General features: G+C 64.6%; 15 protein-coding genes. 2 read left to right on the top strand and 13 right to left on the bottom strand.

The window, feature by feature from the left end; translation table 11 throughout:
• Positions 1 to 185: 185 nt before the first annotated feature.
• The 7 genes from PQV96_RS12215 to katG all read right to left on the bottom strand — a co-directional run bounded on the left by PQV96_RS12215 (position 186) and on the right by katG (position 7,612).
• The gene (locus tag PQV96_RS12215) at positions 186 to 434 is read right to left on the bottom strand and encodes a hypothetical protein (RefSeq protein WP_044400959.1); all 249 of its coding nucleotides are present in this window, start codon (positions 432 to 434) and stop codon (positions 186 to 188) included.
• 142 nt (positions 435 to 576) lie between these two features.
• Positions 577 to 1,038 carry an SRPBCC family protein gene (locus tag PQV96_RS12210; RefSeq protein ID WP_273623076.1) on the bottom strand — a complete coding sequence of 154 codons (462 nt, stop codon included), beginning with the start codon at positions 1,036 to 1,038 and terminating at the stop codon, positions 577 to 579.
• A gap of 128 nt (positions 1,039 to 1,166) precedes the next feature.
• On the bottom strand, positions 1,167 to 1,487 hold the full coding sequence (locus PQV96_RS12205; protein ID WP_198847488.1) for a DUF2322 family protein: 321 nt from the start codon (positions 1,485 to 1,487) through the stop codon (positions 1,167 to 1,169).
• Positions 1,488 to 1,624: 137 nt separating this feature from the next.
• Positions 1,625 to 2,338: a dethiobiotin synthase gene (bioD, locus tag PQV96_RS12200; RefSeq protein ID WP_198847489.1), complete on the bottom strand. Its 714-nt coding sequence runs from the start codon at positions 2,336 to 2,338 to the stop codon at positions 1,625 to 1,627.
• Complete coding sequence (gene bioF, locus PQV96_RS12195) at positions 2,335 to 3,576, bottom strand: 8-amino-7-oxononanoate synthase (protein ID WP_198847490.1); 1,242 nt, start codon at positions 3,574 to 3,576, stop codon at positions 2,335 to 2,337. Before bioF ends, bioD begins: the two co-directional genes overlap by 4 nt.
• A gap of 3 nt (positions 3,577 to 3,579) precedes the next feature.
• Positions 3,580 to 4,905: an adenosylmethionine--8-amino-7-oxononanoate transaminase gene (gene bioA / locus PQV96_RS12190; protein ID WP_198847491.1), complete on the bottom strand. Its 1,326-nt coding sequence runs from the start codon at positions 4,903 to 4,905 to the stop codon at positions 3,580 to 3,582.
• A 484-nt stretch (positions 4,906 to 5,389) separates the two neighbouring features.
• A complete protein-coding gene (gene katG, locus PQV96_RS12185) occupies positions 5,390 to 7,612 on the bottom strand; it encodes a catalase/peroxidase HPI (RefSeq protein ID WP_273623075.1) in 2,223 nt (740 codons plus the stop codon).
• 226 nt (positions 7,613 to 7,838) lie between these two features.
• On the opposite strand from katG, the gene PQV96_RS12180 reads away from it, so the two are divergent.
• Together PQV96_RS12180 and PQV96_RS12175 are read left to right on the top strand one after the other, a co-directional pair.
• Complete coding sequence (locus PQV96_RS12180) at positions 7,839 to 8,621, top strand: transporter substrate-binding domain-containing protein (RefSeq protein WP_207373034.1); 783 nt, start codon at positions 7,839 to 7,841, stop codon at positions 8,619 to 8,621.
• A gap of 189 nt (positions 8,622 to 8,810) precedes the next feature.
• The gene (locus tag PQV96_RS12175; protein WP_066690331.1) at positions 8,811 to 9,755 is read left to right on the top strand and encodes a M14 family metallopeptidase; all 945 of its coding nucleotides are present in this window, start codon (positions 8,811 to 8,813) and stop codon (positions 9,753 to 9,755) included.
• Positions 9,756 to 9,817: 62 nt separating this feature from the next.
• Here PQV96_RS12175 and PQV96_RS12170 read toward each other — a convergent pair whose 3' ends face one another.
• The 6 genes from PQV96_RS12170 to PQV96_RS12145 form a co-directional block, all read right to left on the bottom strand.
• Positions 9,818 to 10,807, bottom strand: coding sequence for a restriction endonuclease (locus PQV96_RS12170; RefSeq protein ID WP_273623074.1), 990 nt, complete (start codon positions 10,805 to 10,807; stop codon positions 9,818 to 9,820).
• Positions 10,808 to 11,406: 599 nt separating this feature from the next.
• Positions 11,407 to 11,718, bottom strand: coding sequence for a hypothetical protein (locus tag PQV96_RS12165; protein ID WP_066690325.1), 312 nt, complete (start codon positions 11,716 to 11,718; stop codon positions 11,407 to 11,409).
• Between the two features lie 95 nt (positions 11,719 to 11,813).
• Positions 11,814 to 12,170: a HepT-like ribonuclease domain-containing protein gene (locus tag PQV96_RS12160; RefSeq protein WP_273623073.1), complete on the bottom strand. Its 357-nt coding sequence runs from the start codon at positions 12,168 to 12,170 to the stop codon at positions 11,814 to 11,816.
• Entirely contained in the window at positions 12,167 to 12,457 is a 291-nt protein-coding gene (locus PQV96_RS12155; protein WP_273623072.1) for a nucleotidyltransferase family protein, read from the bottom strand. The genes PQV96_RS12160 and PQV96_RS12155 overlap by 4 nt, the downstream gene beginning before the upstream one ends.
• A 108-nt stretch (positions 12,458 to 12,565) precedes the next feature.
• Positions 12,566 to 13,105, bottom strand: a complete 540-nt coding sequence (locus tag PQV96_RS12150) for a DUF924 family protein (RefSeq protein WP_207373031.1) — start codon at positions 13,103 to 13,105, stop codon at positions 12,566 to 12,568.
• A 2-nt stretch (positions 13,106 to 13,107) separates the two neighbouring features.
• Complete coding sequence (locus PQV96_RS12145; protein ID WP_207373030.1) at positions 13,108 to 13,821, bottom strand: phospholipase D family protein; 714 nt, start codon at positions 13,819 to 13,821, stop codon at positions 13,108 to 13,110.
• Positions 13,822 to 13,881: the final 60 nt, after the last annotated feature.

The raw sequence follows: 13,881 nt of genomic DNA, 5'->3' as shown, positions 1-13,881 counted from the left end.
TGAAACAAAAACGGCCCGCAACCCAAGCCGGGGTGGGGGTCAGTGCGACCGCATTGCGCATGCCAACCATCACACCCATGGCTGCGGCCAACATCGTGGCCTTGCTCGCTCAAATCCGCGCCGCGATGCCCCGCTGCGCAGGCCGTTGCCTACATGCGTGAAATATCCGGGCTAGCAGCGCCGCGTCAGACGGGGGTGAATTCGTAGGTGACGGATTCGCTGTCCACCATGTCCAGCACATCGTTGAGCACCTCATCGTCGTCGGTGCTGCTCCAGGTCTCTTCGGGGTTGGTGGCAAACAGGGGTTCGATGGCCAGGTCCATGAACGTGCCGTCGGGCAACTGGAGCACGGGCGTGCCTTCAGACGTTTCCACCAGGCTCCAATCGTCGGGCACGGACATTTCAAGCTGGATGGTGACGTTGAGTTTTTTCATGGTGCATTCCTAAAGAGTAAGCTGCCAAGGGTAACCGAGTTTGATGAAAAAAATGGTGCTGGGGCACGGTGAATAAGCGCCGACAGCTATCAAAAGAGGAGCGAATGGATGAGCGCGGGCCAGGGCCGGCACAACCCCCGCATTAGTCCGGTATGGCGGCCTCGGCCGGTTGGGCGAGCAGCAGCAGCGACTCCTGCCACCCCAGGTAGCAGGCCTCGGCAGGAATCATGGCCGGAATGCCTTCTTGCACTACCTTCAGCTCGGTGCCCACGGAGACGGGCTTGAAGGTGACGGTGGTACGCATCTCGCCGGGCAAGTGGGCGTTGTCAAACCGGTCGGTGTGGACGATGCGCTCATGGGGCACCAGTTCCAGGTACTCCCCCCCAAACGCGTGCACTTGTCCGGTGGCAAGGTTGCAAAACTGCATGCGGTAGCGCCCGCCTACGCGCGCATCCAGCTCGAGCACGCGGCCGGTGAAACCGTGCGGCGGTAGCCATTTGGCCATGGCGTCGGGGTCCAGAAAGGCGCGGTACAAGCGCTCAGGCGGTGCGCGCAGAACGCGGTGCAGCGTGACGGTGCCGGGGGCAGACGAGTTGGCGGGCATGGGGGCTCCAGAACAAGGGATGCAGGCAACGAAGAATGGGCGCCCATCATGATCTGTGCCCCTGGCGCTGTAAATGGCGCAGCCGCGTGGCTGCATAACATTTACATCGCGTTGCGAAAGGGATGGTTTTACGCGGCAGCCTGCAGGCGCACTTCGTAGCTGGTGCTGCCTTGCGCCCACTGCACCAGGCGATCAATGTTGGGGTGCTTGCCGGGGTTGGCGTGGGCGTCGGCCGTGTGTTCGGCATACCACTCCAGGCCCAGGCTGGCGGCAGCAGGGGTGATGCGGCCGCCATACAGGGCAGCCAGCGCGTGGTACACGGCCAGCGAACCCGCTTGACCGGGCTTGTTTTCTAGCGTGGCGGTAGGTTGGTTGTCGGCGCCCAACACATGCAGGGCGGAAAGGTGGGCGATGGAAGGCAGTTGCTGGAGGCGGCTGGCAAAGTTCATGGTGTGTGGTGCAGTGAGAAAACCCGCGACCATACCGCAACGGAAGGGGTGGCGGGAGAAAGGCTTGCTTCTGTTTTGATAGCTGCTTGCGCTTGTGGATAAGCGCTAGAGCCAAATTTTGTGAATTTTCGAATGGCTCAGGCCAGCAAGGCCGTGTGCAGCTCGGCGGTGTTCAGGTGGCTTGCCACGTCTGCCGCGCCCGGCGCAGAGCCGCCCAGGCGTGGTACCACGCCCCAGCAGGGGGCGTTCAGCCGGTCGGCCAGCGCCGTCAGGTTGTCGGCCTGGTGGGGTTGGGTGGCGTCCACGGTGTTGCCCACCCAGCCGGCCAGCGCCAGCCCGCGCGCACGAATCGCCTGGGCGGTGAGCAGGGCGTGGTTGATGCAGCCCAGGCGCAGGCCCACCACCAGCACCACGGGCAAGGCCAGCTCGGCGGCGAGGTCGGCGGTGTCCCAGTCGGCGGTGAGCGGCACGCAGAAGCCGCCCACGCCTTCCACAAAGCCGACCTCCGCCCGCGCCAGCGTGGCGCGCACTGCGCTCAGCAGAGCGGTGCGGTCGATGCTCACCCCCTCCAGTGCGGCGGCGATGTGCGGCGCGCAGGGGGTGCGCAGCTGCAGTGGGCCCACATCGGCATCGCTCAGGTCGGGGAGGTTACTGGCCGCTTGCAGGCGGGCCACATCCTCATTGACCCAGTGCAGTCCTGCGGGGCCGCTCACGGCCTCCTGGCCGGCCGCCACGGGCTTGACAGCCACGCTGCGCCGCCCGGCCTGGGCTGCCCAGTGCGTGAGCGCGGCGGTGATGGTGGTCTTGCCGATCTCGGTGTCGGTGCCGGTGACAAAGAAGGCACGGGTCATGGTGTGGCGGTCTCCAGGTCGCTTGTCAGGGTGTTTTGCAGCGCATGCAGCAGCGCGTCCACATCGGCCTCGGTGTGGCTCGCACACAGGGTGATGCGCAGGCGTGCCTCACCTTCGGGCACGGTGGGCGGGCGGATGCCGGGAACGCGCAGGCCCGCCGCATCAAGCCGCGCGGCCAGCGCCATCACGGCGGCGTTGTCGCCCACGATCAGCGGTTGCACGGGGGTGTCGGAATCGGCCAGCCGCCAGCCCAAGTCAGGTCGGCGCGCCATGAGCGCCTGCACGCCGGCGCGCAGCCGGGCCTGCAATGCTTGCAGTTGCTGGCGCCGTGCCTGGCCTTCGGCTCCCTCGATCAGCGCCAGGCTGGTGCACAAGGCGTGGGCCACGGCGGGCAGCGAGGCGGTGGTGAAGATGTAGGTGCGTGCGGCCTGCAGCAGGTACTGCGCGATGGTGGCGTGCGCCACGACGAAAGCCCCGGCCAGGCCGGCCGCCTTGCCCAGGGTGCCGACCAGGATCAGCCGTTCGCTGCACAGGCCAAAGTGTTCCAGCACACCGCGCCCGCGCTCGCCCAGCACGCCAAAGCCGTGGGCGTCGTCCACCACCAGCCAGGCGTCATGGGCCTCGGCCAGGCGCAGCAGCGCGGGCAGCGGGGCGATGTCGCCATCCATGCTGAAGACGCCGTCGGTCACGATGAGCTTGATGCGCGCCGTACTGGCGGCGAGCTGGGCGGCCAGGGTGGCGAGGTCGGCGTGCGGGTAGCGCTGCACGGGGGCCTTGGCCAGGCGCATGCCGTCGATCAGCGAGGCGTGGTTGAGCGCGTCTGAGAAGAACTCGGCCTCGGCGTCGCCCAACGCGGTGGTCACGGCCAGGTTGGCCATGTAGCCCGTGCTGAAGGTGAGGCACCGGGCCTGCGGGATGTGGGGCGCGTACCAGCCGGCCAGCGTGGCCTCCAGCGCCTCGTGGGCGGCGGTGTGGCCGCTGATGAGGTGCGACGCGCCCGAGCCGCCAGCCCAGTGCGCGGCACCCTCGGCCAGGGCCTGGGCCAGCGCGGGGTGGCCGGCCAGGCCCAGGTAGTCGTTGGAGCAGAACATGAGCAACTCCCGCTCATCCCCCGGGCTGGCCTGCGCATCGCGCACCCTCTGGCGCGGTCCGGTGGGGCTGTGGGCCATGCGCAGGCTGCGGGTCTGGTGGCGTGCGGCGATGGCCGCAAGCTGGTGGTTCAGGTGGTCAAGCAGCATGGCTCAGTCCTTGGCGGTGACGTCGTCGAGGGCGGCGGCCACGGCACGGGCCAGGAAAGCGGCGCTTTCGTCGTCGATCAGGTAGGGCGGCATCAGGTAGACGGTGGCGCCGATGGGGCGGATCAGCAGGCCGTGGCGGCGTGCCGCCAGGTGAAAGCGCTCGCTGAAGCCAGCGCCGGCTTCGGCCACGTCAAACGCCAGGATCAGGCCGCGCTGGCGCCAGTGGCGCACGCGCGGGTGGGTGGCCAGCGGCGCGCAGTGGGTGGCCAGGCAGGCGGCCTGCACGCGCACGCGCTCTGCCTGGCCCGCATCAAAGCGGTCGAGCACGGCGTTGGCGGCGGCGCAGGCCAGGGCGTTGCCGGTGTACGAGTGCGAGTGCAAAAAGCCCCGCCCCACGTCTTCGCTCCAGAAGGCCCGGTAGACGGCTTCGCTGCTCAGCACCAGCGAAAGCGGCAGGGTACCGGCGGTGATGCCCTTGGACAGCAGGATGAAGTCGGGCCAGTCGGCTGGTCCGGTGGGCTCGGTCTGCTCCCAGGCGAAGAAGGTGCCGGTGCGCCCGCAGCCCACGGCGATTTCGTCGGCAATCAGGTGCACGCCGAACTCGCGGGTGAGGGCGCGCAGACCGCGCAGGTAGCCCGGCCCGTGCATGACCATGCCGGCTGCGCCCTGCACCAGGGGCTCGACGATGACGGCGGCGATGTGCTCGGCGCGCTCGGCCAGCAGCGCGCGCATCGCGGCCAGGGCGGCGGCCTCGTTGCCCCGGCGCTCATCGGGTGATTCGACGGTGTGGGCACGCATCAGCAGCGGGTCGTACGCATCGCGGAACACGGCCACGTCGGTCACGGCCAGCGCACCGATGGTTTCGCCGTGGTAGCCGTTTTGCAGACACACAAACTCGCGCCGCTGCGCTTGCCCCAGGTTGCGCCAGCTGTGGAAGCTCTGCTTGAGTGCAATCTCGACCGCGCTGGCACCGTCGGATGCGAAGAAGGCGTGGCCCAGGGCGCCGCCAGTGCGTGCACCCAGGCGCTCGGCCAGGCGCACGGCGGGCTCGTGGGTGCAGCCGGCCAGCATCACGTGGGGCAGGGTGCCCAGCTGCTCGCGGATGGCGTTGTGCACGCCAGCATCACTGTGGCCGAACAGGTTGACCCACCAGGAGCTGTTGGCGTCAAAGTAGCGTTGCCCTGCCGTGTCTTCCAGCCAGGGGCCATTGCCCCGGGCGATGGCCAGCGGCGGCAGGTGCTCGGCCCGCGCCATTTGTGTGCAGGGGTGCCACACAGCATCAAGGCTGCGGCGCGCGAGGGACGCTGGCTGCGGGTGAGGTGAGGACATCGGGTTCTCCGGCAATGCGCAAAAAAACACTGCCCAGGGCCTCAGCGTCAGCCTGGGTGGACAGGTCGGGGCCGGAGTGTAGTGGAGGAAAACGCGTTTTGAAGGGCTTTGAGGTGTGGTGCACCGGTCAAGAAAATGGCGAAAGTAGATAGCTATTTATAGAAGATGGTGATTTTTCGATGCGTTTGTTGATTTTTGCCAAGTTCGAGAATTGGGCCATTTCAGCATCTGCCGCTATCTCGCGGAAACGGTCGGGCCCCACGGGGCGCAAAAAGTGATGTGACTGGCACAAAAAAGCCCCGCGGTGGGGGCAGGGCTTGATGGCGTGGGACTGGCGGACTGTGCGGGAAGATTCGGCGCCCCCTTGCTGTGGCCTTTGGCGCCAGCCCCCGACCGCCACGGTGTGCGGCCGGGGGGCATGGCGCGCCGAGTGGCCCCCTCCGCCCGTGCCGTGGAGCGATGTGAGAGAGGGGGGGAAAGTGCGTCACGCTACATCGAAGCGGTCCAGGTTCATCACCTTGGTCCACGCGGCCACAAAGTCGCGCACAAATTTGGCTTGTGCATCTGCCTGGGCATACACCTCGGCAATGGCGCGCAGTTGGGAGTTGGAGCCGAACACCAGGTCCACGCGGGTGCCTGTCCACTTCACGGCGCCGGTCTTGCGGTCGCGGCCTTCATACACCTCGTTGGCGGGCGATGCGGGGCTCCAGGCGGTGCCCATGTCCAGCAGGTTGGTGAAGAAGTCGTTCGTCAACTGCCCGGCACGCTGGGTGAACACTCCGTGCTGTGTGCCACCCACGTTGGTGCCGATGACGCGCAGGCCTGCAACCAGCACGCTCATTTCGGGCGCGCTCAGGGTCAGCAACTGGGCCTTGTCGATGAGCAAGGCCTCGGCGGGCACGCTGTACGTCTTCTTCTGGTAGTTGCGGAAGCCATCAGCCACGGGCTCCAGCACGGCGAACGATTCCACATCGGTCTGCGCCTGGCTGGCGTCGGTGCGGCCGGGGGTGAAGGGCACTTGCACCGACTGGCCTGCGGCCTGGGCAGCGGCTTCCACACCAGCGTTGCCCGCCAGCACGATCAGGTCGGCCAGGGATACCTTCTTGCCACCGGTTTGTGCAGCATTGAATGCAGCCTGGATGCCTTCGAGCACGCCCAGCACCTTGGCCAGCTGGGCGGGCTGGTTGGCTTCCCAGTCCTTTTGCGGTGCCAGGCGGATGCGTGCACCGTTGGCACCGCCGCGCTTGTCCGACCCACGGAAGGTGGATGCCGAGGCCCAGGCGGTAGACACCAGCTCGGCCACCGTCAGGCCCGATGCCAGCACCTGGGCCTTGAGTTCGGCCGCATCCTTGGCGTCGATCAGTGCGTGGTCCACCGCAGGCAGCGGGTCTTGCCAGATGAGGTCTTCGGCCGGTACTTCAGGGCCCTTGTACAAGGCCTTGGGGCCCATGTCGCGGTGGGTCAGCTTGAACCAGGCGCGGGCGAAGGCGTCGGCAAACTCGGCGGGGTTCTGGTGGAAGCGGCGGGCAATCTTCTCGTACGCTGGGTCCATGCGCAGCGAGAGGTCGGCCGTGGTCATCATGGGCGGGTGCTTCTTGCTGGGGTCGTGCGCGTCTGGGATCATGTGCTCGGGCTTCACGTCCTTGGCCACCCACTGGTGCGCGCCGGATGGGCTCTTGGTCAGCTCCCACTCGTAGCCAAACAGCATGTCGAAGTAGCCGTTGTCCCAGGTGGTGGGGTTGGGCTTCCAGGCGCCTTCAATGCCGCTGGTGGTGGTGTGCACGCCCTTGCCGGTACCAAACTGGTTGATCCAGCCCAGGCCCTGCGCTTCCAGCGGGGCGGCTTCGGGCTCCGGGCCGACCAGCTTGGGGTCGCCCGCGCCGTGGGCCTTGCCGAAGGTGTGGCCGCCGGCCACCAGGGCCACGGTTTCTTCGTCGTTCATCGCCATGCGGGCAAAGGTTTCGCGCACATCGCGGCCGCTGGCCACGGGGTCGGGCTTGCCGTCCGGGCCTTCGGGGTTCACGTAGATCAGGCCCATCTGCACGGCGGCCAGGGGGGGTTCCAGGTCGCGCTCGCCGCTGTAGCGGCTGTTCGGCTTGTCGCTGGTGGCCAGCCATTCGGCTTCCGAACCCCAGTAGATGTCTTCTTCGGGCTGCCAGATGTCGGCACGGCCACCGGCAAAGCCGAAGGTCTTGAAGCCCATGGATTCGAGCGCCACGTTGCCCGCCAGGATCATCAGGTCGGCCCACGAGATGGCATTGCCGTACTTTTGCTTGATGGGCCACAGCAGGCGGCGGGCCTTGTCCAGGTTGCCGTTGTCGGGCCAGCTGTTCAGCGGGGCAAAACGCTGGTTGCCAGTGCCTGCGCCGCCACGGCCATCGCTGGTGCGGTAGGTGCCGGCGCTGTGCCAGGCCATGCGAATGAACAGGCCGCCGTAGTGGCCCCAGTCGGCGGGCCACCAGTCTTGCGAGTCGGTCATCAGCGCCTTCAGGTCGGCTTTGAGGGCTGCGTAGTCCAGCTTTTCAAAAGCGGCGGCGTAGTCAAAGTCTTCGCCCAGCGGGTTGGATGCGGGGGCGTGCTGGTGCAGGATGCCCAGGTTCAGTTGGTTGGGCCACCAGTCGCGGTTGGTCTGGCGGGCGGTAGCAGTCTTCGCGCCTTGTACGCTGGCTTGCGCGCCGGTGAAAGGGCATTTGGCTTCGTTGCTCATGGTTCTCTCCTTCTGAAACGGGTGTCTTGCTCAACAGTGCATGAAGGATATTTCAATCGATGACGAATGGCCATTTGTTAAAACTAATCGCTCATATGCACCTGGGCTATACGGCGCTGCATTGATAAGCATGCAAATGGTTTCTACGCATTGGCACCCCCTTTGCTTTGGCATACCGTGTGCCGCTGGTTCTGCTTGCATGTTCACCCTTTTGGAGCTTTTTGAAATGACCCCCAACAAATTCCTGGCAGTGGCCGCTGCTGCCGTGGTGGCTACCTTGTCGTTCACCCAGGCAGCCGTGGCGGGCCCCCGGCTCGACAAGATCATGGAGACCAAGGTCATCCGCGTGGGCACGCCGGGCGACTACCGGCCGTTTGCCATCAAGACCGATGGCGGCTATTCGGGCCACGACATTGACGTGATCGAAACCATGGCCAAAGAACTGGGCGTGAAGATTGAATACGTGCCCACCTCATGGCCCAACCTGTTCAAAGACCTGCAGGGCGACAAGTTTGACGTGGCCGTGGGCGGCATCACCCGTAACGTGAACCGCATGCGCCTGTTCGACATGCTGCCCGGCTACGCACCCTTCGGCAAAGTGGCCCTGGTGCGCGCTGCAGACAAGGCCAAGTTCACCAGCGTGGACGCCATGAACCAGCCCGGCGTGCGCGTCATCAAGAACCCCGGTGGCACCAACGAAACCTATGTGCTGGCCAATCTGAAGGCTGCCCAGGTGAGCACGCACGACAAGAACGCCGAAATCCCCGCGCTGATCGCCGAAGGCAAGGGCGACGTGATGATTACCGAAACCTACGAAGCCCTGCACTACGCCCGCGTGGACACGCGCCTGCACGCCGCGTTTGTGGATGCACCCCTCACCCCCAAGAACTACCTGGGCTTCATGGTGCCCACGGATGACGCGGACTACACCCGCGTGATGGGCTTTGTGTGGGGTTTGATTGAAAGCCGTGGCGCCATCAAGCAAGCCGCAGACAAGTGGCTCAAGTAACGCCCTGATGCCGCTGGGACAGGGCGCCAGGCACTGCAAAATAAGTGCCCCGGCAATGGGCCGGTGACCACACCGGCCTGGCCACCGTGGCCTTCATACGGCTTTGCCTTCCAACGTATAACCGCGTTCGTTCGCCTTGCCGTGCTACCGCACCGCCTGGTTACTCGATTGAATGCAAACCCCAATCCCATGACTGCACCCAGCACCGCCAGCCCCTCGGCTTTCCCCCCGTCGTCCTACCCCATCGGCACCCCTGGCCAGGCCTGGGGGCCTGCCGAGCAAGCCCAGTGGCGCGCGCGGCAAGTGCGCCAACGCAGCTATGCCGACGATGTGCTGGCGGTGGTGGAAGGCCTGCGCAACCGGTTCGACATCAGCCGCTACGGCGAAGTGGCCTACGGCGATGACCGCTACCCCGTGCACGCCATTCGCCCCCGCCAGTGGGTAGCAGGTCTGCCCACGGTGCTGGTCACGGGCGGCGTGCATGGTTATGAAACCAGCGGCGTGCTGGGCGCCTTGCGTTTTGTGGATGAGCATGGCGAACGCTACGCAGGCCGCGTGAACTGGCTGGTGGCCCCCTGCGTCAGCCCCTGGGGGTGGGAGCGTATCCAGCGCTGGAACCACGACGCCATCGACCCCAACCGCAGCTTCCGCCCCGGCACCACGGTGCAGGAATCCGCTGCGCTCATGGCCCTGGTTGCGCCCCTGCGCGGGCAGTTCGCCGCGCACATTGACCTGCACGAAACCACCGACACCGACGAATCTGAATACCGCCCCGCACTCGCCGCGCGGGACGGCAAGGCATTTCAGCCCGGCACCATTCCCGACGGCTTCTACCTGGTAGACGACACCGAAAACCTGCAACCCGCCTTCCAGCAAGCCGTGCTGCAGGCTGTGGCCGCCGTAACCCACATCGCCCCGGCAGACGAGCGCCAGCAGATCATCGGCTCGCCCGTGCTGGCGCCCGGCATCATTGCCTACCCCTTGCAGGCCTTGGGCTTGTGTGCCAGCGTGACCGGCGCGCGCTACACCACCACCACCGAGGTCTACCCCGACAGCGCCCGCACCACACCCGAGGAATGCACCGCCGCGCAGGTGGCCGCCGTCTGCGCGGTGATGGAATTTGTGCTGCGATAGTTTTGAATCAAAATCGGCTGTAGCGCTTGTCCATCAAGCGCTACCAGCTATGAAATCAATAGCTAACCGCCGGTGGCCTTGGGCAGCGTGCGCTTGCAGCGCGGGTAGTTGGTGCAGCCCCAGAACAGGCCACCATCGCTGCTGCGGCTGCGCTCCACCATCTTGGTGCCGCAGCTGGCACAGGTGGGGCGCCAATACTCTCCCTCATAAGCCACTTGCAGCAGTTCCTGCTGCTGCGCAGGCGTGCGGCGGCTGATGAGTTGCAGCAGCCCGGCGCCGTCCAGCGTGTGGATGCTGTTGGCCCGCGCAAACGCCAGGGCCTCGGGTGTGTAGGTGGACGTGGTGGCAAACGTGCCGCGCTTGAGCTTGTGCGATGCCATCACCCCATAAAACTCGCGCAGCTCGCGCACCCCCACGGGTTTGCTCTGCCAGTGCTTGCATTGCACCACCGCCGCCGGGCCCGGGCTGTTGCGGCTGTGCAGCCAAATGTCCACGCCGCCATCGGCCCCGTGCGATTGGGCGTGTGTCTCAAACCCCGCCTGCGCAAACAGCGCCTCGCACACCGCTTCAAAGCGGCGCCACTCAATTGCGGCAAACACTTCCATGTTCCATGCCACCGCGGGTCCGGCCGGGGTTGTAGTGGGGGCAGCTGTGTCGGTCAGCGTGGGCTCGGTGCGTTGCGCCGTGTTGCGGGCATCGGCAGCAGGGTGGCTGGCAACGCTGTTGGCCGTTTGCAGGGTGGCGCGCCCGTTGCGCTTTTGCGCTGCCGGGCGCGAGTTGGCGGGGGGCACCGCGCGCAGTTTTGATTCTTTGCCCTTCAGCGCATAGTGCAGGGCCAGCAGCACCACCCCCAGGCCCAAGGCCGTCCACCCCACCGGGCGCAGCCCTTGGCTGACGGCGGTGCCGAAGGTGGTGTTGCCAGCGACCAGCGGGAACACCGTCAGCAGCGCCACACCCAGCACACACGCCGCCCAGCCCTTTTCCCGCAGCGCACCCCGCGCCCGCTCTTGCCGCCTGCTGCGCCCCACCGACCGTGAATAAGTGCGTGCCACGTCGTTCTCCTTGCTAACGCGATGGTCTGCGGCCTGCCCAGCAATTCCCGGCCGCATCAAGTGGAGCAATCCCAATGCTTTAAAGCCTTCTAGGGCTTGTGCAGAAAGCGCTGGGCGCTATCATTTAGGTAGCGTAGAAAGTCGGAGGCTAAACACCTCTCACACTTGCGCTGCTGCCATGCAACCGCTACGGCAATCCGTATCAAATTACATTTTGTTAACATTGTAAGCAGGTGCGGAGGTTGTATCCATCTTTCCTTCGCCGAACGGTTCAAGCCGTGAAGTCGATGTGGAACACGTGGCCTTCTTTCGGGCGGCCATGAAGGCAAGCGCAGAGCGCACACCAGCCCGCCAGCACAGGTGCGCTGCTGGCCACGCGTACGCAGGTTGAGCAACCAGATGTTTAAAGCAAAAAGGCCTGTAGCGCTCAGCTAGTAAGCGCTACCAGCTATAGATATGAGAGCAATTTCAGGGCTGTGCTGAACGACAAGGAGAGGCCTTGCCTATTCACTTCAGCGCCAGCCGCGCCCGGTGCGTAGGCCACTCACTGCACGCCCACAACCCCCGGCGCCTTGAAGTGTGCCGAGAGCTTTAAACCGTCAAGACCCCGCGCCAGATTTGCCCGCCAGCGCCCCCAGCAACCGCGCACTCACCTCGGCCGCATCGGGCGCGGCAAACGCCATGTTGTGCTGGTTCGTCAGCGGGCCGTGGCCCGGCTCCATGCGCCCGGCAGCGTCGTAGCCCATGGCCTTGAACTTCCACACCCCGCCCACCTGTTTGAGCGAACCCACATGCGCCCCGGTGGCGGTGTGCACTGCCACCACCTCGGAATTGACCGGCAGCAACTGCAACGGCCCCGCCAGCGGGCCGGGCGGCACATGGACAAAGGTGGGGGTGAACGAAGTTTTCATGGATGGATGGGCGTTAACAGTGCTGGATTGCCTTGATTGAAATTGGCCTTCAGCCGCTGACTGCCGTCGCGTTGGCAGAGGCGGCAACCCACTATTCAGCTCGGCTGCAATGCATCCAACTGGCTTTTTAATGCAGGCAGTGCGGTTTGGACAGTACCCCAAACCACTTCAAGGTTGATATCGAAGTAGCCGTGCGCAATGCGGTTTCGCATCCCCCGCATATTGCGCCAGGGAATCTCAGCATGGCTGGCGGCAAAGTCCGGGAATTGGTCCATCACCTTGGTCGCCGCCTCGCCCAGCACGATGAGGCTCCTCACCACCGCTTGCTGGGTGCGCCTGTCTTGCATGAAGTCCGCTGGGGCCATGCCTTCGGTGAAAGTCTGTGCATCGGCAATGGCCTGCCGCATGGGGTCCAGGTAGTCTGGCAACCTGTTCGACGTCTTCAAGGTCATACAGGGCGCGCTTCTTGCGCAACGATATCGCGGAACTTGGCGGGCAGGTCTTGGAGCGTGAGCACATCCACCGATACGCCGAGCAGCTCCTGCAGTTCGTCTTGCAGGCCACCCAGATCGAACAAGGTGGCTCCCGGCAGTGGGTCTACCAACAAATCCAGATCGCTTCCTTCGCGGTCATTGCCGTGCAGGGCCGAACCAAACACCCGTGGGTTGGCCACGCGGTAGCGCGCTGCAGCAAGGCAGACGGCTTCACGGTGCTGGCTCAGGGCTTGGGAGGGGCGCATGGGCTGCAGTTTACCGGAGCAGTTCAGTTATGTGCCAAATTGGCTTCTGGCGCTTATGGATAGAGCGCAGGCAGCTACCAAAAGCGTAGCAAATCTGCCGCCGTCAATCTAGAACGAAGAGCCCGGTTCGCTCAAGAAAGCCAGTTCTTCGGGCGTGGAGGTGCGGCCCAGCACTGCGTTGCGGTGCGGGTAACGCCCAAAGCGGTCAATGATGGCCTTGTGGCGGCGCTCAAAGTCCAGGTTGTTTTCCATGCCCGGCTGCGCAAACAGCGCAAGGGCTTGCTCGTGGATCAGCGCCGATTCGCTGTGCATGTACGGCATGTAGGCAAACACGCGCTGCGCCGTGGGCAGGAGGCGGTCCTGCCCGCTGGCCACCAGCTCTTGCGTCAGCGCAAGGGCCAGCGCGTCCTGCGCAAAGGCGCGGGCGGTGTCGCGGTACACATTGCGCGAGAACTGGTCCAGTACCAGGATTTCTGCCAACCGGCCTTCGGGCGTGGCGCGCCAGGCGAACAGCTCACAACGGGCCGCGACCTCTAGCGTGGGGCCGAAGCGGGTGCGGATGGATTCGTCCAATGCAGTGTCTTTGGCGAAGTGCTGCTGGGGGGTGAGTTCGGTGAACCAGAAATGGATGATGGACTGCGGCGACATGGTCAGACCAGATGGAAGTCTTGCGGCCACAAGAAGTACGGGCCGAAGCGCGATTTGGCAACAAACTCCACGCCCGCTTTTTCGCCCTTGGGCGTGATGGTGTGTTTGTCGCCATCGGCAGCCAGATAGCCCAGCTCTGTTGCGCGATCCAAAAACTGCGCCGTTTTCAGCCCCAGCTTTTGTCCAATCTTGGAGGACGTGAGCTTGTCTGTTGGCGCATCGGTCGCACTTTTATCGTCGTCTTTGCCATTTGCATCGCTATCACTGGTCACTCGTTCCAACGATATCCGCACCTCATCGCTGATGCGAATGATGCGCTGCGCCTCTTCATAAGCGTCTTTGTAGAGCTGACCGTCCTCGCTGCGCTGAATCAGGATGCCCATCTCGTTGTTGTTCACCTGGCTGAACTCGTACAGATTCAGGCTGGTGATGATGCACATCTCTTCATTCATGTAGCACTTGGCATGCAAGTTCTTGCAAAAGCTGGTGCGGATGTAGGTCAGACCGCGCAGCCATTCAATCTCTTGCGGCTGCAACTCGCTTTTGCCATAGACGATACGGACATCGATCTTCAGGCGGTTTTTATCGGCCAGCAGCTCCTTCATCCGGTCGTTGAGCTTGAGGAAAGGGCTGATCAGGATCAAGCGGTCTGACGCGCCTTTGATCAGTTCTTCAAGGTGGTAGTTGGTGCCGGTTGTCGAAAGAAATTTCGCCATTTATGTTGATCTTCCATGAAATAGAGCGCTTGTGACTTATTGCTTGCGGATGATCTCGAT

Origin of the sequence: Acidovorax temperans, assembly GCF_028596105.1 — a bacterium.
Classification (GTDB): Bacteria; Pseudomonadota; Gammaproteobacteria; order Burkholderiales; family Burkholderiaceae_C; genus Acidovorax; species Acidovorax temperans.
Note: the sequence above shows the minus strand (reverse complement) of the source record. Positions and strands in the feature narration are given on the sequence as shown.